This window comes from Alkalibacillus aidingensis (assembly GCF_014595945.1).
Taxonomy (GTDB): Bacteria; Bacillota; Bacilli; order Bacillales; family Alkalibacillaceae; genus Alkalibacillus; species Alkalibacillus aidingensis.
In genome coordinates this window covers 851,987-871,831 of record NZ_JABXWU010000001.1, presented here as the reverse complement: position 1 = coordinate 871,831, position 19,845 = coordinate 851,987, and the positions used below count along the sequence as shown (strand labels likewise).

The following is a 19,845-nucleotide window of genomic DNA, read 5'->3' as shown; positions in this document are numbered from 1 at the left end:
GGGAGATCTCAACACTCCCTTTTAACTCAGCTTTTTGCTTTCTTTGTATTGGCAAAATGAACTTTACCAATTTGATTTAAAAATGCTTCTCCTTTTGAGTTGATAATTCGTTTAATCTGTTGGTCGACTTTTGGTGAGGCACCTTTTTGTAAGCTGAATCCAACTTTTTTAGATAGTTGATCCATTTCTTTGACAAAGCGATAACGTGCCAGCATAGACGCTGCAGCCACACAGGTGGATTTGCTTTCTGCTTTTGTAAGGAAAGTAATATTTTCGTGTGGCTTAGCTTTTGTTGCTCTGACTTTGTTGTAATAAACTTCAGGCTGACAAAATTGGTCAATTACGATTCCACTTGGTGATACATGATCTAACTTATTAAATACATGCTGAATGGCGTGGTGATGCATCCAAGCCTTCATTTGCACCTGTGACCAATTTTGCTTTTTTAACTGGTTGTACTTCTCATTATGTAAAGTCACTGTGCTATAAGTGATATCTGTCTTGACGATATCTTTAACAATACGAGTGATCGTATCGTCATTCATACTTTTAGAATCCTTAACCCCTAACTCACGCAATAATTCTTGTTGCTTAGCTGTAGCGTAAACTGCACCAACCGTGATAGGGCCGAAATAATCACCAGTACCTGCTTCATCAGAACCGATGTGATCTTGATTTAAAACTTCGGGCAATTGTTTTGAACGGTTTGATGTTTCATTAGAACTCGATTTTAAATTTTTGTCCCATTGTCCTGCTTCTTCACTGTGACGATCACCTTGAAACATGACTTTTCCAGATTGGTATGCAGTAATTGTACAACCGTTATGTTTAGCGACAAAAACGGTATAAGGTGGTTGTTTATTAAGTTGATAGGGCTGATAGCTTTGTTCCATTTTCTTTAAAGTGGATTGATCCACTTTAATAACTGTTTGTGACATTATAAACTCCTTCTAAACGTTTTTTCGTATTCTCAATGTTTATTTTCGTGATGAGAACATCTATCTCAGCAGGTTTTTTAGTGGGTTGGACTAATTTTGGTGTAGAGAAGTCCTCTCTAAACTATTTTTGACGTGATGAGTATCCATTTTAATATAGAGACGTTTTTTCTATACGTTTTTTCACATCATGGGCATTCATTTTAGTGTAGAGAGCTGAAATGGTATTTTGCCTTAAGTATATCATGTGATTAAATAAGTCGCACCTTTAGTCCGATACTTTCCTAAATAGCTAAAAACGTGTTACTATATGGTTTAGAATAACGGTGAGGAGGCCCCTTGATGTCAGATTCTGAAAAGAATAAAATTACCGTAGAAATACATAAGCGTAAATATACGGTTGTTGGAGAAGAATCACCTGAACAAATTAAGATGGTAGCTAGTCTCGTTGATCAAAAAATGGATGAGATTCAGTATGCCAAATCTTCCTTAGATACAACTCAATTGGCTGTTTTAACAGCTCTAAATACGATGAATGATTACTTAAAGCTGAAACAAGATTATGATGCACTACTACAAAAAGAGAGGAAAGAGGATCGTAATTAATCATGTTTGATATTATACTATTAATCTTACTTATTTTTGGTTTTCTATTAGGTTTAAAACGGGGATTTATTCTACAGCTAATGCATTTAGTAGGTTTCATTGTGGCGTTAATCGTTGCTCGCTTGTATTATCAAGATTTGGCTGCAATTATTGAGTTATGGATTCCAAACCCTAATTTATCGGATGAACATTTTTGGGCGTCATTAATGGACACGTTTAGTATTGCGGATGCCTTTTATAATGGCATGGCATTTATCATTATTTTTATCATTGTTAAGATTATCATGCAAATAATTGCTAACATGCTAAACTTTGTTGCTAATATCCCAATCTTGAATAGTTTAAATAATTTTTTAGGTGCGATTATCGGCTTTATTGAAATGTATTTTATCATTTTCATTATCTTATTTTTATTCTCATTAATATCAGTGGAATTTATACAGGATACCGTTCAAAATTCGGTAATTGCGTCGTTTATGATTGAGAAGACACCTATATTCTCTGAACGAATAAAGGATTGGTGGTTTACTTATTTAGACTAAATGTTGAAGGGGGTTACTCAAGTAGGGGTTAACCTCTTTTCTTTTATGAAGTCATGTAAAAGGTGGTTTCAAATGGATAAAAAACAAGTGATTAAACATCTTGAACAGATTGCTACTTACCTTGAGCTAAAAGGTGAGAATACTTTCAAAATATCTGCTTACCGTAAAGCAGCTCAGGCTCTAGAAAGAGATGATCGTTCATTAAGCGAAATAACTGATTTCGGTGAACTACAAGGAATCGGCAAGGGAACAAAGTCAGTGATTGAAGAGTTGATCAAAAATGGTGAAACTAAAACACTTAATCAACTGATGGAAGACGTCCCTAAAGGTCTTGTTCCACTATTAAAAGTTCAAGGCCTTGGTGGAAGAAAACTAGCTAAACTTTATCATGAATTAGGAGTAGTGGATGAAGCTACCCTACGAAAAGCATGTGAGAGCGGACAAGTTGAAGCATTAAGTGGTTTTGGAAAGAAGTCTGTTGAAAAAATCTTAAAGGCAATTGATGAAGTGGGCACCCGACCGGAACGTTTACCTTTACCAAGTGTCTTACCTGTTAATGAGATCATCCAGCAGTCTCTTCAACAAATAGAAGCAATTGAGCAATATGCAATAGCTGGTAGTCTTAGACGGTTAAAAGAAGACGTTAAAGACCTTGATTACATTATTTCAACCGATAGACCAGACGAAGTAGCTGAACAGTTAACGCAGCTACCCATTGTGAAAGAGGTCGTATCAAAAGGTACGACAAAAGTTACAGTTGTCGTAAGTGGTGAATGGGATTTATCAGTTGATTTTCGATTAGTCGAGCCGACTGCTTTTATTACGACTTTACATCACTTTACAGGCTCAAAAGATCATAACGTTGAAATGCGTCGATTAGCCAAACAACGAGGATATAAGATTAGCGAATATGGGGTTGAAGATATCGAAACAGGACAACTTCATACGTTTGAAACGGAAGTTGAGTATTTTCAGTTTCTAGGTGTACCTTACATCTCGCCAGAGCTAAGAGAAACCGGAGAAGAAGTTAGTCTTGAGAAGCAACCCAACCTAGTTGAGTTAGCAGATATTCAAGGAGATTTACACATGCACACAACTTGGAGTGATGGTGCTCAATCGATTGAGGAGATGGTGACAAAAGCGATCTCATATGGTTATCGTTATATGGCGATTACCGATCACTCCAAATATCTGCAAGTAGCCAACGGGTTAAATGAAGAGAGGTTAAGAAAACAGCGAGAAGTTATACAAACACTGAATGAAAAATATCCTGAAATAACGATTTTCTCAGGTGTTGAAATGGACATTTTACCTAATGGTGAGTTAGATTTCTCTGATGAATTTTTACAGGAAATGGACTTTGTTATTGCTTCAATTCATTCGAATTTCAACCAATCAAAAGACATGATCATGCATCGTTTAAAACAAGCGTTGTTCAACCCTAATGTAGATATGATCGCCCATCCAACTGGCAGATTAATTGGAAGAAGACAGGGTTACCCTATAGATTACGAAGAGTTCATCGACCTCGCTATTGAAACAGGAACGATCATTGAGTTAAACGCTAACCCTAACCGTTTGGATTTGGCATGGCAATGGTTACAAGTCGCCAAAGAAAAAGGGGCAAAAGTAGCGATTAATACAGATGCGCATAACTATCAAATGCTATCTGATATGAAAACGGGTGTCCAAGCAGCTAAGAAAGGCTGGTTGGAGAAAGAAGATGTGGTCAATACGTGGTCTGTTGATGATTTACAACGGTTCTTAATGAGAAAAAGGTGAGTTAATTGGACGAAAAAATCTTATGGCAATTAGAATTTAATAAAATTAAAGAACAACTCCAAGAGCAAACCGAAACAAGCTTAGGTAAAGAGTTAGCTATCAAATTGAAGCCTTCAACTGATTTAGAAGAAGTCACCACATGGCATGAAGAAACGGATGAAGCAGCACAAGTTCTAAGACTTAAAGGTAACGTTCCATTAGGTGGTATTACCGATATCCGTCCACATTTAAAGCGAGCGAGTATTGGAGGGACACTATCGGCTTCAGAGTGTCTTGATGTTGCAAGTACAATATACGGTGGTAATCAGTTAAAGAAGTTTATTGAAGACTTAGAAGATGAAGAGATTAAGATCCCAATCTTAGAGGGTCTTACAGATCAAATTGAAACATTAAAAAATTTAGAGCAATCGATTAAAAGTTGTATTGATGACTATGGACAAGTAATGGATGGAGCATCCAGTAAGCTAAGAACAATTCGTAGTCAGATTCGCTCTTATGAAAGTCGAATTCGTGATCAATTAGATTCTTATACAAAATCGAAAAGTAATATGCTTTCAGATGCGATTATCACGATTCGTAATGAGCGCTATGTATTACCGGTGAAGGCTGAGTATCGCTCTAACTTTGGTGGGATTGTTCATGATCAATCTGCTTCCGGTCAGACTTTATTTATTGAGCCCCAATCAGTGGTTGAGGTAAATAATAAACTTCAAGAAGCAAGAGTTGAAGAACAACATGAAATCGATCGCATTTTGTTATCGTTATCGACGTTAATCAGTGAAGATAGTGGGTTTTTAAGACAAAACATTGATGCATTGCAACAGGTTGATTTTATGTTTGCTAAAGGTAAGTTAGCACGTACTATGAAAGCAGCTAAACCTACTATGAATCAAGAGGGAATTATAAAAATGAGACAGGCTCGTCACCCACTAATTCCTGAAGATGAAGTAGTGAGCAATGATTTTGAAATGGGGGAAGATTATACAGCTATTGTCATTACTGGACCTAACACAGGTGGTAAAACCGTTACACTTAAGTTAGTTGGTTTATGTACGCTGATGGCACAGTCGGGACTTCAGGTTCCAGCTTTAGACGGTTGTCAAATGGCTGTTTTCGATCACGTTTTTGCAGATATTGGAGATGAGCAATCAATTGAACAGAGCTTAAGTACTTTTTCATCTCATATGACCAATATAGTTGATATTTTAGAACGAGTGAATCACAATACATTGGTTTTATTTGATGAATTAGGTGCAGGTACCGACCCTCAAGAAGGCGCGGGGCTAGCTATGTCAATTTTGGACTTTGTAGTAAGTAAGTATGCGCGTGTAATTGCAACTACCCACTATCCTGAGTTAAAAGCTTATGGTTACAATCGCGAGGAGGTAACGAATGCCTCTGTCGAATTTGATGTTAATACATTGAAACCGACTTACCGTTTGTTATTAGGTGTTCCAGGACGGAGTAATGCTTTTGAAATCTCTAAACGATTAGGGTTAAAAGATGAGATTATAAGCCAGGCACAATCGATGATAAGCGACGATTCAAGATCAGTTGAAAATATGATCGCTTCGTTAGAAGAATCAAGAAAAAGAGCAGAGGCGGATTATGATGAAGCTGCCAAACGTTTAGAGGAAGCAGAAGAATTATATCGGACACTCAAGAGTGAATATCATGACTATTTGAATAAGAAAGATCAATACGTTGAAAAAGCAAAGGAAAAGGCAGCCAAGATCGTCAATAATGCTGAAGAAGAAGCAGAATCTGTTCTGAATGATTTAAAGCAAATGCGTCACCAAGCAGAAATTAAGGAACATCACTTCATTGACGCTAAGAAAAAATTAACTGATCAAAAAGAAAGCTTAAAATCGACGAATAAGGGTCATAAACAATCGAAAAGCGTGAAAGAGGATCAAAACCTATTACCAGGTGACGAGGTTCATGTCACATCCTTTAATCAAAATGGACATATCGTCAAGCAGGTCAATAAAAAAGAATACGAAGTCCAATTAGGAATTATGAAGATGAAGGTTTCAAAGGACCAATTGCAGTTTATTAAGCGACCACAAAAAGTTGAGACAAAGCCATTAGCTACTGTTAAAGGTAGTGGCTACCATGTTAAACCTGAATTAGATTTACGTGGTCAAAGATATGAAGATGCACTTTATCAATTAGAAAAATATGTGGATGATGCAGTCTTAGCAGGACATCATCAAGTATCCATTATTCATGGTAAAGGAACAGGCGCACTAATGAAGGGTGTACAGCAGTTTGCTAAAAATCACCGGTCTATTAAAGAATATAAATTTGGACATGCAAATGAAGGTGGTCATGGTGTGACAATCTTTAAGCTGAAATAGTCTAAATAGCTTAACCATTTCATATCATGATAGAAAGGAATGGAAAATGGAAACATTATCAAAAGTTTTAATGGTCGTAGCTGCCATCTTTGTCGTAGTTGGAATTTTATTCGTATGGATGAATTAATTTTAAGCAGTTTCTGGAGTATTTTGCTCGACCAGAAACTGCTTTTTTGATAGCTATTTCACAAAAAAAGATTTTTGACTCAAATAAAGTGCATTCTAATTTGTTACCACTAATCCAACAAATTAATACAATTACCGACATTATATTCAGATAATTTCAAATAATGTTTTTAATTTGAGGTTGTTTATGTTTATAATATTTATAAAGACTGTATCTTAAAGGAGGATAATTTAATGGGGGTTGACGTTTTAAGGCCATGGTTAAAGCACTACCCTGATGAGATCCCACAAACAGTTGAATACGACAATAGGCCGTTACAAAGTTATTTAGAGGAAAGTGCCACTAACTATCCCGATAAGTCAGCTATTTATTTTATGGGGAAAGAGCTAAGTTTCCGAGAAGTTTATGAATCTGCTAAGAAACTAGCGAGTTACTTACAAGGTTTAGGTTTAGAAAAAGGTGATCGCGTTGGAATTATGCTTCCGAACACCCCACAATCGGTTATTTCTTATTATGGTGTGTTAATGGCAGGTGGAGTGGTTGTGCAAACGAACCCACTCTATACTGAAAGGGAGCTTGCCTATCAAATGAAAGATTCAGGCGCAAAAGTATTAATATGCTTAGATATTTTACTCCCTCGTGCAAACGCTATCAAAAATGATACAGATCTAGAACATTTAATCGTGACACGCATTAAAGATTATTTACCATTCCCGAAAAATATGATCCAACCATTACTCCAAAAGCGTGAATATGGGATCTCTGTGAAGCCTGAACATGGTAGTAATACTCATGTTTGGACCAACGTCTTAGCAGAAGCTTCAGGTGAGGTCATGCAACCTGATATCGCCCCACAAGAGGATTTAGCGTTACTGCAATATACAGGTGGTACAACAGGCTACCCTAAAGGAGTTATGCTAACTCATTATAATCTTGTATCTAATACGCAGATGTGTCAAAAATGGCTATATAAAACTGAATACGCTAAAGAGATTGTCCTAGGAATCTTGCCATTCTTCCATGTTTATGGAATGACAACCGTGATGAATCTATCGATCATGATGGCCCAGAAAATGATTTTAGTTCCTAAATTTGATGTTGATAGTGTGCTTAAAGCCATTGAAAAAGAAAGGCCGACACTATTCCCTGGAGCCCCAACTATTTATATTGGTTTATTAAATCATCCTAAGCTAAACCATTATGATTTATCCTCAATAGAGGCTTGCATTAGTGGTTCTGCGCCATTACCGGTCGAAGTACAAGAACAGTTTGAAGAAGTTACTGGAGGTCGCTTAGTTGAAGGATATGGGCTTACTGAGACTTCTCCGGTTACTCATTCTAACTTTGTCTGGGAAAATCGTCGTTCTGGAACGATTGGCGTACCTTGGCCGGATACAGATGCAATAGTAGTCAAAAATGATCAGCTAGAAACAGCAGAGATTGGAGAAGTAGGAGAAATTGCTGTTAAAGGACCACAAGTGATGAAAGGTTATTGGAATCGTCCTGAAGATACTGAGAATTCCTTGAAAGATGGTTGGTTCTTAACAGGTGATATGGGTTATATGGATGAAGATGGGTATTTCTATATTGTTGATCGCAAGAAAGATATGATTATTGCAGGTGGGTTTAACATTTATCCCCGTGAAGTTGAAGAAGTATTATACGAACATGAATCGATTCAAGAAGTAGTTGTTGCAGGTATACCAGATCCTTATCGTGGTGAAACCGTTAAAGCTTATATCGTATTAAAAGATGGAGTTGAGTTAACAGAGGAGGATTTAGATCAATATTGCCGTGAGAACTTAGCAGCATATAAAGTTCCTAAGTTATATGAATTTAAAGATGAACTACCCAAAACAGCAGTAGGTAAAATCCTTAGAAGGAAGTTAGTCGATGAGGAAAAAGAGAAGTTGCAAAATAGTGAAACAGAATAATATAAAAATGTTGACACTTTTCACATTTCTTTATATGATGATAGGTGAATGACCGTTCATTCACTAGTTGTGTTAACAGGGAGAATTAATATGGATAACAAGTCAAAACCTAAGTATAAATTGATACTTGACGCTGCAGTTGAGGTAATCGCCGAAAACGGCTACCATCATTCCCAAGTTTCTAAGATAGCTAAAAAAGCTGGTGTAGCAGATGGGACGATTTATTTATACTTCAAAAATAAAGAAGATATCTTAATTTCTTTGTTTCAAGAAAAAATGGGGCAGTTTGTAGGTAAGATAGAACATGAATTAAAAGATATTCATCAAGCCGATCAAAAACTTTATAAACTTATTGAAATGCATTTCCGTCAATTGTCAGAGGATCCTAATTTGGCAATTGTTACTCAGTTGGAGTTACGCCAATCTAATAAACGGCTTAGATTAAAAATTAATGAAGTGCTAAAGGGGTACCTAACATTAATGGATCAGATTTTAAAAGGTGGCATGGAGGATGGAACTTTCCAAGATCAGCTCAATGTCAAATTAGTAAGACAGGTGATTTTTGGTACCTTAGATGAAGTTGTGACCAATTGGGTAATGAAAGAGCAACGATATAACTTAATTGATCAAGCAAAAGAAGTTCACTATTTAATATATAATGGGCTTCGAAAACATGACTAAAAAGGAGATGTCGTATGAACCACCTCAAATGGACTAAGGAAGATAGTATAGCTCAGGTTGTCATAGACAGCCCTCCAGCAAATGCATTATCATCTGGAATATTGCAGGATTTATCAACTGTATTAGATGAAGTAGAAGCGGACAAATCTATTAAACTCATAATCTTAAAAGGAGAAGGGAAATTCTTCTCGGCTGGAGCAGATATTAAGGAATTTACGTCATTTCAAAAGGCAGATGATTATGAACAATTAGCTAAGAAAGGTCAGAATTTATTTGACCGAATTGAACAATTCCACATTCCAGTAATGGCATCAATTCATGGTGCTGCTCTAGGTGGCGGGCTAGAACTTGCGATGTCATGCCACGTTCGAGTTGCGACAAAAGATACAAAATTAGGATTACCTGAACTAAACCTAGGGATTATCCCAGGATTTGCAGGCTCACAACGCTTACCACGATATGTAGGGTTACCAAAAGCTTATGAAATGATTTTATCGGGGGAGGCCATAACTGGAGAAGAAGCAGCTCATTATGGATTAGTTAATCATGCCGTAGAAGAATCAGAACTAGAGATGAAAACGCTTCAACTAGGTAAGAAGTTTGCTAGTAAAAGTGGACCTTCAATTCAAGCAGTTATGAAACTATTACCATATGCCCATACATCACAATTTGGTCTAGGTGTAGAAGAAGAGGCTAAAGAATTTGGAAAGGTCTTCGGAAACGAAGATGCCAAAGAGGGGATTCAAGCATTTATTGATAAAAGAAAACCTAACTTTAAAGATCAGTAGACCCAAAAGGAGGTAATCCCATGAACATTTTTGTTCTAATGAAAAAGACATTTGACACTGAAGAGAAAATCCAAGTCAATGGAGGCGCCATTGAGGAAGAAGGAGCAGAATTCATTATCAACCCATACGATGAGTATGCGATTGAAGAAGCGATTAAGATTCGTGATGAACACGGTGGTGAAGTGACGGTTGTAACCGTTGGTGATGAAGATTCTGAACAGCAGCTTCGAACAGCTTTAGCGATGGGTGCTGATAAGGCAGTACTAATTAATACGGAAGATGATGTGGAAGATGGTGATCAATTCACAACAGCTACCATTTTAGAAGCCTACCTAAAAGACCAAGACTATGATTTAATCTTAGCTGGTAACGTAGCCATTGACCAAGCAAGTGGGCAGGTTGGACCACGCGTAGCTGATAAACTAGATATCCCTTATGTAACGACGATTACAGCGATTACGATTGATGGTGAAGAAGTTCACATTGATCGTGATGTAGAGGGGGACGTAGAGAAAGTACGAACATCTCTACCTTTATTAGTAACGTGTCAACAAGGTCTAAATGAACCACGTTATCCATCACTACCAGGGATTATGAAAGCTAAGAAAAAACCACTTGAAGAATTAGAGATTGATGACCTAGATTTAGATGAAGATGATATCGAAGCGAAAACGGAGACAACAGATGTTTTCCTTCCACCTGAAAAAGAGGCAGGTAAAGTGTTAGAAGGCGAAATTGATGAGCAAGTGAGTGAGCTTGTATCTCTACTAAGAACAGAAGCGAAAGTACTTTAATTTCAGACAGGTGCAGAAAGGAGAATATGTATCATGAGTAAGATTTTAGCTTTTGGAGAGGCACGTGAAGGTGAATTACGTAACGTATCATTTGAAACCATTGCTGCTGCACGACAAATTGATGAAGATGCAGAGGTTATAGCGGTCGTTTTAGCAGATGGAAATACAGAAACTTTAGCTAATACCATGATTCAATACGGTGCTGATCGCGCAGTAACCGTTGAGCACGCAGACTTAAAAGAATATACGTCAGATGCGTTTACCCAAGCAGCTATGGCTGTTATTGACGAAGAAGACCCTGAAGGAATCGTGATGGGTCACACCTCTGCTGGAAAAGATTTATCCCCACGTTTAGCCAGTAAGTTAGATAGTGGGTTAGTCTCAGACATTACTGGAATTGAGGGATCGGGGGAAGATGCTGAATTTGTCCGTCCAATATACTCTGGTAAAGCCTTTGAGAAGAAACAGATTAAAGAAGGTAAAACGTTTGTCACGATTCGACCAAACAACATTGTCCCATTAGATCAAGATGACAGTCGTTCAGGTGATGTAAATCAACTCGATGTAGACATTAAAGATCTTCGTACGATCATTAAAGATGTTATTCGTAAAGCATCTGATGGAGTTGATTTATCAGAAGCTAATATTATTGTAGCTGGTGGGCGCGGTGTCAAGAGTGAGGAAGGGTTTGAACCATTATTTGAATTAGCCGATGAACTAGGAGCTGCCGTTGGTGCATCACGTGGAGCATGTGATGCAGGATACTGTGACTACTCATTACAGATTGGTCAAACAGGTAAAGTAGTTACCCCGGATCTTTACATTGCTATCGGTATTTCAGGTGCCATTCAGCACTTAGCAGGTATGTCAAACTCAAAAGTCATTGTGGCAATCAATAAAGATCCAGAAGCCAACATCTTTAATGTCGCTGATTATGGAATTGTTGGAGATCTATTTGAAGTCGTTCCCAAACTGACTGAAGAAATTAAAGCCTTAAAGGTATAATAGTCTATCAAAAGAAGCTCTTTGTCTAATGGCAAAGAGCTTTTTTCATGTAAGATACCTTACAAACAAACTATTGGCATGGATTAAAAACATCGTGCTATACTAAGTTTGAAATTGAATGTTTAGGAGGAATTAAATAATGGCAATTGTAAATGCAACAGATCAAAATTTTAATGAAGAAACTTCAGAAGGTTTAGTTTTAGTTGATTTCTGGGCTCCTTGGTGTGGTCCATGTAAGATGATTGCTCCTGTATTAGAAGAATTAGATGCCGATATGGGTGATAAGGTTAAGATAGTTAAAGTTGATGTTGATGAAAATCAAGAGACTGCTCAAAAATTTGGTGTGATGAGCATTCCAACATTGATCGTCTTTAAAGATGGAGAGCAAGTAGATCAAGCACACGGTTTCCAACCAAAAGATGCTTTAGAACAGTTAATTAATAAAAACGCATAATGACCTTATATAATTGGGGCTGACTCGTACGTGGGTTAGCTCTTTGTTTTGGAATAATTTATGAACTGAATCCTTGTTTAGTTTAAACGGATCAAATCTTGAGGTGGGTATGATGAACGAACAGATCAGGGAAAAACTTGCATTGTTGCCCGATAAACCAGGTTGTTATCTAATGAAAAATAAACATGCAGAGGTCATCTATGTCGGAAAATCAAAATTATTAAAAAATCGAGTACGATCCTATTTTACAAGCGCGAATGATTTGAAGACACAACGATTGGTTAATGAAATTGTTGATTTTGAGTATATTGTTACGGGCTCTGAGATGGAAGCACTAATCCTAGAAATGAATTTAATTAAAAAATACGACCCTAAATATAACGTGATGCTAAAGGATGATAAGAGTTATCCTTATTTAAAAATAACCAATGAGAGACATCCACGTTTAATCGTGACCCGTAAAGTTAAAAAGGATCAAGCTAAGTATTTCGGCCCTTACACAAATGTTTATGCTGCTAGAGAGACGAAAAAATTATTAGATCGCATCTACCCATTGCGTAAGTGTAACATTATGCCTAAACGCGTTTGTTTATATTATCATATCAACCAATGCCTTGGACCTTGTGAAAACCATATCAGTCAAGAAACGAATGAGGAAATCGTTCAAAAAATAACTGCATTTCTTAACGGTGGCCATAAAGAAATTAAAAAAGAGCTTGAAGATAGAATGCAGGAATTTGCGGAAAGTTTAGACTTTGAAAAGGCTAAAGAGTACCGTGATTTGATCGAGCATATTGAACAGGTAATGGAAAAACAAACGATGGACTTACAAGATTTAACCGATCGAGATGTGTTTGGTTTTTCCTATGATAAAGGTTGGATGTGTGTTCAAGTGTTTTTCGTACGACAAGGTAAATTGATTGAAAGAGATGTTTCGATCTTTCCTTTTTATAATGAGCCCCAAGAAGCTTTCGTTAGTTTTATTGCTAGTTTTTATACACACTCGAATCACCTTAAGCCTAAAGAGGTTAATGTCCCTGTAGGAACCAAAACTGAGCTTATTGAAAACTACTTAGATGTTAAGGTGAAGGTTCCTTATCGAGGACAAAAGAAGAAACTTGTAGAATTAGCTATGGAAAACGCTCAAATTGCTCTTAAAGAGAAGTTTTCTTTAATAGAAAAGGATGAGGAACGAACAATTAAGGCAGTTGAAGAGCTTGGTGATGCTTTGAACATAGAAACACCACATCGTATCGAGGCCATTGATAATTCAAATATTCAAGGTACCCACCCCGTTTCTGCATTAGTCGTATTTATTGATGGTCGGGCCAAGAAGAGTGAGTACCGAAAATATAAAATTAAAACAGTCCAAACACCTGATGATTATGAAATGATGCGTGAAGTCGTTAGAAGGCGATTTAAGCGAGTTCTTAAGGAAGGATTACCCCTACCAGATTTACTGTTAGTCGATGGTTCGAAAGGACAAATGTCGGCAGCTAAGGATGTCTTAGAAAATGAACTTGGCTTAGATATTCCACTTTGTGGTTTAGCTAAAAATGAGAAGCATAAAACTAGTGAGCTGCTCTATGGTGATCCACCCGAAACTGTTCCGCTCAAACGTAACAGTCAGCCTTTTTATTTAATACAACGTATACAGGATGAGGTGCATCGATTTGCTATTACATTCCATAGACAATTAAGGGGAAAAGGTGCAGTTCAATCGACACTGGATGAAATTGAGGGGGTTGGGCCAAGGAGAAGACAATTATTATTACAGCATTTTGGCTCAATTGACGACATTAAACAAGCCTCCGTTTATGATCTCACAAAGTTAGGAATCCCGAACAATGTTGCTGAGAGTATCAATCAGTATTTTAGTTCTCATAAAAATGAAGATTCCAGTGAAACTTAGTAATAATAGACCTTAAGAGAGAGCCATTTTTTTGAACTAAGTATTCTTGACGCTTTTACGCGTTAGAAGTACAATAAAACATGTCATGTATACTAATATTTGCATAAGGCATGTGAAACTTATTTAAAGTATTGACTTACATCAGATGAGGGGGGTAACACATGGCGGAAAACCGTGAGTTCTTTAATCGCAGGCTTCATTCTTTGTTAGGGGTTGTTCCAATCGGCCTATTCCTAATGCAGCACTTGGTAGTTAACCATTTCGCTACATATAGCCCAGAGGCATTTAACCAAGCTGCACACTTTATGGAAGGTTTACCATTGCGTATCTTTCTAGAATTTGCCGTGATTTATATACCATTACTTTTCCACGCGATTTATGGTGTATATATTGCATTTACAGCAAAAAACAATGTATCACGTTATGGATTTTTCCGAAATTGGATGTTCTTGTTACAGAGAATAACAGGAATTATTACATTGATTTTTATTGTATGGCACGTATGGGAAACTCGTTTGGCATATGCGATTTATGGAACGGAAGTAAACTTTGATATGATGGCCACCATTCTATCATCACCATTTATGTTCTGGTTCTACGTAATTGGTGTCATCTCAGCTATATTCCACTTTGCTAATGGTTTATGGTCGTTCTTTGTTACTTGGGGTATCACAGTAACTCCAAGATCACAGAAGGTCTTAACATATGCAACGCTAGGAGTATTTATTATCTTTACTTACATGGGAATGGCTACGTTAATTGCGTTCGCATACTAAAACTTAATTGACAGTTTATTAATTGACTAAAAAGGGAGTGAAACTTCATTATGAGTAATAAAAATATCGTAGTAGTAGGCGGTGGATTAGCTGGTTTAATGGCAACTATTAAAGCTGCTGAAGAAGGCGTACACGTCGATTTACTTTCGCTTGTTCCTGTAAAACGCTCCCACTCTGTGTGTGCACAAGGTGGTATTAACGGTGCTGTTAATACAAAAGGTGAAGGTGACTCACCTTGGTTACACTTTGATGACACTGTTTATGGTGGTGACTTCTTAGCTAACCAACCACCAGTCAAAGCGATGTGTGAGGCAGCTCCAAGCATTATTCATATGCTTGATCGTATGGGGGTTATGTTTAACCGTACTCCTGAAGGGTTATTAGACTTCCGTCGTTTCGGTGGTACACAACACCACAGAACTGCTTTCGCAGGGGCAACAACAGGACAACAATTATTATACGCACTTGATGAACAAGTTCGCCGTCACGAAGTAAATGGACTTGTTACTAAATATGAAGGTTGGGACTTCTTAGAAGCGGTCCTTGATGAAAATGGAGTATCACGAGGTGTCGTTGCACAGAATATTCAATCTCACGAAGTTAAAGTATTTAAAGCTGATGCGACGATTATGGCTACTGGTGGTCCAGGTATCATCTTTGGTAAATCGACAAATTCTGTTATTAATACAGGTTCTGCAGCATCTAACCTTTATCGTCAAGGTGCTATTTATGCGAATGGTGAGTTTATTCAGATTCACCCAACAGCAATCCCAGGTGACGATAAATTACGCTTAATGTCTGAGTCCGCACGTGGTGAAGGTGGCCGTGTATGGACATATAAAGATGGTAAGCCTTGGTATTTCCTAGAGGAAAAATATCCAGCTTATGGTAACCTAGTTCCACGTGATATTGCAACACGTGAAATTTTCGATGTTTGTGTTAACCAAAAGTTGGGTATTAATGGGGAAAACATGGTGTACCTCGACCTTTCTCACAAAGATCCTAAAGAACTTGATGTCAAGCTTGGTGGTATCATTGAAATTTACGAGAAGTTCGTAGGTGAGGACCCACGTAAAGTACCAATGAAGATCTTCCCAGCTGTTCACTATTCTATGGGTGGATTATGGGTTGACTATGATCAAATGACAAACATTCCTGGTATCTTTGCTGCTGGTGAGTGTGACTACACAATTCATGGTGGTAATCGTCTAGGGGCTAACTCATTACTATCATGTATTTATGGTGGTATGGTTGCAGGTCCAAATGCGATTAAATACATCGATGGTTTAGATGAATTAGCAGAGGATCAATCTTCACAATTGTTTGAAGACAAGAAGAAAGAAGAAGAAGAAAAATTCGAAAATATCATGAGTATGACAACTGGTAATGAAAACGCTTATCAAATTCACCGTGAACTAGGTGAGTGGATGACTGATAATGTGACTGTTGTTCGTGAAAATGATAATCTTCTTAAGACTGATGAGAAAATTCAAGAGTTAATGGAACGCTTTAAAGATATTAATATCAATGACACGTCAAGATGGAGTAACCAAACTGCTATGTTCGTCCGTCAACTAGAAAGCATGTTACACCTAGCGCGCGTTATTACACAAGGTGCTTACAACCGTAATGAGAGTCGCGGAGCTCACTATAAACCAGAATTCCCAGACCGTAATGATGAAGAGTGGTTGAAGACAACGAAAGCCACATTCAACCCTGAGACAAATGCTCCTGAGTTTGAGTATGAGGATGTTGATACATCATTAATCGAGCCTCGTAAGCGTGACTACTCTAAGAGTAAGTAATACAAAAAGGGAGGGGGAAACAACATGGCTGATCAAAAGACTATTAAAATGATCATTCAGCGACAGGATGAGCCAAACGCACAGCCTTATGAAGAGGAATTTGAAATTCCCTATCGTAAGAATATGAACGTTATTTCTGCATTAATGGAAATACGTCGTAACCCAGTTAATGCAAAGGGAGAAAAGACAACTCCAGTTTATTGGGATATGGGATGTTTAGAGGAGGTTTGTGGTGCTTGTTCTATGGTGATTAATGGTAAAGCGCAGCAATCATGTACTGCCTTAATCGACCAATTAGAACAACCTGTACGTTTAGAACCAATGAAAACTTTCCCAGTTATGCGTGACTTAGCTGTTGATCGTAGTCGTATGTTTGACTCACTTAAACAAGTTAAAGCATGGGTTCCAATTGATGGTACTTATGATTTAGGTGAAGGTCCTCGTATGGCTGAAAGTAAGAGACAATGGGCATATGAGTTATCAAAATGTATGACTTGTGGTGTTTGTCTAGAAGCATGTCCGAATGTTAATAGTAAATCAGATTTCATCGGACCAGCACCTCTATCTCAGGTACGTTTATTTAACGCCCATCCAACTGGCGCTTACCATAAAGCAGAAAGAATGGATGCCTTATTAGATGACGGCGGTTTACAAGATTGTGGTAACTCACAAAACTGTGTACAAGCATGTCCAAAAGGTATTCCTTTAACGACATCTATTGCTGCGTTAAACCGTGAAGCAACTGTTCATTCATTCAAGAGCTTCTTTGGTAGTGACTATCACAACTAAGAATTAAATCTACTAAACTTAAAGACTATGAAAGGGCTGACGATTAATGTCAGTCCTTTTTACTTTAATATTTTTAAAGATTGAACGCTCAATGCCATTAGCAATTAAATAGGTGAAAGGTCCGGTGGAGTCAGTTTCAATGCCGATAGAGAGTCCGAAGCCAGTGATAAGGTCAACGAGAAGCGATCTCTCCGCGAAATACCACTTGACAAAGGCCTAAAACATATTAGCACAACCTCACCACGATTACCACGATCTACTTGCCTTTGCCGATCCATCATATCCAATTAAAAACTCAAGGGAGTGTTCTTAATGAAATTACCAAGTTACATAACAGACTTTGACTCGTGGAAAAAAGGTTTCCAGTTTTACACAACAATTAACATTCGCTTTTCAGAAACCGATATGTTTGGCCATGTCAATAATGTTTCACCATTTATTTATTTTGAAGAAGCTCGTATTAATTACCTCAATAAATTAGGGGTATTTGGAACATTAGATCAAGAAACGGAGAAGGTTCCTGTTGTCGGTGATTTGCAGTGTGATTTTTTGCAACAAATGTATTTTGGTGAACAAATTAAGCTATTCGTTAAAGTAGATTACGTAGGCAAAAGTTCGATAGATATTCATTATATGGCAAAAAATGGTAAAGATGACATCTGTTTAACTGGCCGTGGTCGTATTGTTCAAATCAGTTCCAAAACTGGAAAATCCGAACCATTTAATGAAGAACAAATTAAGATTCTTCAACATAAAAAATAATAATTACTTAAAACACATGACATATATCGCGAACGAAGAAAGTCATAGCATCATAGACTATGGTGACTAAGCAATTCCTCATGTAAGAAGTAGCTCACTTCTTTTTAATGGAGGAGGGGTTACCGCTTGGACAGCAAACAGTATAGACCTAGCAATATATTAACAAAGAGAGAAAGAGAAGTTTTTGAATTGCTTGTTCAAGATAAAACAACAAAAGAAATAGCAGAGGAGTTATTCATTTCAGAAAAAACCGTAAGAAATCATATTTCGAACACAATTCAAAAATTACAGGTTAAGGGGCGTTCACAAGCCGTTGTTGAATTAATTCGACTAGGTGAAATTAAACTGTAAAGAATCGGCTATTTTTAGCCGGTTCCTTTACAGTCTTTTTTGCTCTTATACTTGCAATTTTTGTCCAAAAAAGTGAAAATAAAAAGAAAGGCTTGGTTTGGAGGAGGCAATCCATGAATTCAATAATTGATTTAAAAGAGATTGCAGCGTTAGAAAAAAATGTTAGATACATATCACATATGGTCAAACAAAGAGGTCGTGAAATTTTAAATCATTATCCGATAACGCCCCCACAGTTTGTTGCGTTACAATGGCTATTGGATACAGGTGATCTGACTATTGGTGAGTTGTCAAAAAACATGTACTTAGCTTTTAGTACGACGACTGATTTAGTTGATCGAATGGAAAAGAACGAGTTAATTGAACGTGTCAGAGATCCAAAAGATCGTCGCGTTGTTCGTATACATTTGCTACCTAAAGGTAAAGAAATTATAGATGAGGTTATTCAAAAGCGTCAGGAATATCTTCAGGAAGTTCTTAAATCATATTCTGAGGAAGAGGTTGACAAATTAAAAACTTCTATGAATCAATTGTTCGAAGAGATGAGAGAGCATGAAAAACAACATTCAAACAAGTAGAAGGAGTCATCATTGTGGATAAACCAATTGGAGTCATTGATTCAGGAATTGGTGGATTGACTGTTCTTTATGAATTGAAAAGACAGTTGCCTAAAGAAAATTATATTTATTTAGGAGATACGTTACGTTGTCCCTATGGTTCTAAAAAACCTGAAGAAGTTAAGCAATATACTTGGGAAATGGTTGAGCACCTGATGACTTACGATATCAAACTGTTAGTTGTCGCATGTAATACAGCAACTGCGATTGTGCTGGATCAATTGAAGGAATACTTGGATATTCCCGTCATCGGTGTGATTGAGCCGGGAGCACGTGCTGCTATTAAAACAACTAAAACGGGCCATGTAGGTATTATTGGAACTGAGAATACGATTAAGAGTGGCGCTTATGATGATGCTTTAAAACAAATCAATCCAGTTATACAAACAATTAGTTTAGCATGTCCTCAGTTTGTTCCTATGATTGAGTCAGGACAATTTGCAAGTGATGAATCACATAAAGTTGTTCAGGAAAACTTAAAACCGATTATAAAGAACCCTTCGATGGATACATTAATCTTAGGATGTACTCACTATCCAATTATCCAACAACAGATTGAATCTGTGTTAGATCAACAAGTTACAGTGCTATCTTCAGCTTTAGAAACCGGTGCTGAGGTCAGTACAATATTAACTTTTTATGATTTGCATATAAAAGAAATAACAAACGAAAATGTTGATCCATTAATTTTAACAACTGGCACGTTACAGATGTTATATCGCTTAAAAGATGAGTTATTCCAATTTAATAACAGCCAAGTAAGACGAATTTCACTCGTGTAAGAACTTATACCATGAGAAGGTTAGGTATAAGTTTTTTCGTTTT

The 19,845-nt window shown here is 37.2% G+C and carries 19 protein-coding genes; 18 read left to right on the top strand and 1 reads right to left on the bottom strand.

The genetic code is table 11. The features are described 5' to 3' along the window. Positions 1-26 precede the first annotated feature (26 nt). The gene (gene rnhC / locus HWQ49_RS04545; RefSeq protein ID WP_188206362.1) at positions 27-938 is read right to left on the bottom strand and encodes a ribonuclease HIII; all 912 of its coding nucleotides are present in this window, start codon (positions 936-938) and stop codon (positions 27-29) included. 339 nt (positions 939-1,277) lie between these two features. On the opposite strand from rnhC, the gene zapA reads away from it, so the two are divergent. The 18 genes from zapA (at position 1,278) to racE (ending at position 19,802) form a co-directional block, all read left to right on the top strand. Then, the gene (gene zapA, locus HWQ49_RS04540) at positions 1,278-1,541 is read left to right on the top strand and encodes a cell division protein ZapA (RefSeq protein ID WP_188206361.1); all 264 of its coding nucleotides are present in this window, start codon (positions 1,278-1,280) and stop codon (positions 1,539-1,541) included. A 2-nt stretch (positions 1,542-1,543) separates the two neighbouring features. Further along, positions 1,544-2,083 carry a CvpA family protein gene (locus HWQ49_RS04535; protein WP_188206360.1) on the top strand — a complete coding sequence of 180 codons (540 nt, stop codon included), beginning with the start codon at positions 1,544-1,546 and terminating at the stop codon, positions 2,081-2,083. 72 nt (positions 2,084-2,155) lie between these two features. Next, positions 2,156-3,865 carry a DNA polymerase/3'-5' exonuclease PolX gene (polX, locus tag HWQ49_RS04530; RefSeq protein ID WP_188206359.1) on the top strand — a complete coding sequence of 570 codons (1,710 nt, stop codon included), beginning with the start codon at positions 2,156-2,158 and terminating at the stop codon, positions 3,863-3,865. Positions 3,866-3,870: 5 nt separating this feature from the next. Beyond that, positions 3,871-6,225, top strand: coding sequence for an endonuclease MutS2 (locus tag HWQ49_RS04525; RefSeq protein WP_188206358.1), 2,355 nt, complete (start codon positions 3,871-3,873; stop codon positions 6,223-6,225). A 360-nt stretch (positions 6,226-6,585) separates the two neighbouring features. Beyond that, positions 6,586-8,286: a long-chain-fatty-acid--CoA ligase gene (locus HWQ49_RS04520; RefSeq protein ID WP_188206357.1), complete on the top strand. Its 1,701-nt coding sequence runs from the start codon at positions 6,586-6,588 to the stop codon at positions 8,284-8,286. A gap of 90 nt (positions 8,287-8,376) precedes the next feature. Next, on the top strand, positions 8,377-8,967 hold the full coding sequence (locus HWQ49_RS04515; protein WP_188206356.1) for a TetR/AcrR family transcriptional regulator: 591 nt from the start codon (positions 8,377-8,379) through the stop codon (positions 8,965-8,967). Positions 8,968-8,981: 14 nt separating this feature from the next. After that, positions 8,982-9,755: an enoyl-CoA hydratase gene (locus tag HWQ49_RS04510; protein WP_188206355.1), complete on the top strand. Its 774-nt coding sequence runs from the start codon at positions 8,982-8,984 to the stop codon at positions 9,753-9,755. A gap of 20 nt (positions 9,756-9,775) precedes the next feature. Continuing rightward, positions 9,776-10,549: an electron transfer flavoprotein subunit beta/FixA family protein gene (locus HWQ49_RS04505; RefSeq protein ID WP_188206354.1), complete on the top strand. Its 774-nt coding sequence runs from the start codon at positions 9,776-9,778 to the stop codon at positions 10,547-10,549. 33 nt (positions 10,550-10,582) lie between these two features. Next, positions 10,583-11,554 carry an electron transfer flavoprotein subunit alpha/FixB family protein gene (locus tag HWQ49_RS04500; RefSeq protein ID WP_223154995.1) on the top strand — a complete coding sequence of 324 codons (972 nt, stop codon included), beginning with the start codon at positions 10,583-10,585 and terminating at the stop codon, positions 11,552-11,554. Between the two features lie 139 nt (positions 11,555-11,693). After that, the gene (gene trxA / locus HWQ49_RS04495) at positions 11,694-12,008 is read left to right on the top strand and encodes a thioredoxin (RefSeq protein ID WP_188206353.1); all 315 of its coding nucleotides are present in this window, start codon (positions 11,694-11,696) and stop codon (positions 12,006-12,008) included. A 112-nt stretch (positions 12,009-12,120) separates the two neighbouring features. Further along, entirely contained in the window at positions 12,121-13,920 is a 1,800-nt protein-coding gene (uvrC, locus tag HWQ49_RS04490) for an excinuclease ABC subunit UvrC (protein ID WP_188206352.1), read from the top strand. Positions 13,921-14,081: 161 nt separating this feature from the next. After that, entirely contained in the window at positions 14,082-14,696 is a 615-nt protein-coding gene (locus HWQ49_RS04485; RefSeq protein ID WP_188206351.1) for a succinate dehydrogenase cytochrome b558 subunit, read from the top strand. A gap of 50 nt (positions 14,697-14,746) precedes the next feature. After that, on the top strand, positions 14,747-16,501 hold the full coding sequence (gene sdhA, locus HWQ49_RS04480) for a succinate dehydrogenase flavoprotein subunit (RefSeq protein ID WP_188206350.1): 1,755 nt from the start codon (positions 14,747-14,749) through the stop codon (positions 16,499-16,501). 24 nt (positions 16,502-16,525) lie between these two features. Beyond that, positions 16,526-17,290, top strand: coding sequence for a succinate dehydrogenase iron-sulfur subunit (sdhB, locus tag HWQ49_RS04475; RefSeq protein ID WP_188206349.1), 765 nt, complete (start codon positions 16,526-16,528; stop codon positions 17,288-17,290). 312 nt (positions 17,291-17,602) lie between these two features. After that, positions 17,603-18,052, top strand: a complete 450-nt coding sequence (locus HWQ49_RS04470) for an acyl-CoA thioesterase (RefSeq protein ID WP_188206348.1) — start codon at positions 17,603-17,605, stop codon at positions 18,050-18,052. A 126-nt stretch (positions 18,053-18,178) separates the two neighbouring features. Further along, entirely contained in the window at positions 18,179-18,403 is a 225-nt protein-coding gene (locus tag HWQ49_RS04465) for a helix-turn-helix domain-containing protein (RefSeq protein ID WP_188206347.1), read from the top strand. Between the two features lie 113 nt (positions 18,404-18,516). Beyond that, on the top strand, positions 18,517-18,981 hold the full coding sequence (locus HWQ49_RS04460; RefSeq protein WP_188206346.1) for a MarR family winged helix-turn-helix transcriptional regulator: 465 nt from the start codon (positions 18,517-18,519) through the stop codon (positions 18,979-18,981). 14 nt (positions 18,982-18,995) lie between these two features. Then, entirely contained in the window at positions 18,996-19,802 is an 807-nt protein-coding gene (gene racE / locus HWQ49_RS04455) for a glutamate racemase (protein WP_188206345.1), read from the top strand. Positions 19,803-19,845 lie beyond the last annotated feature (43 nt).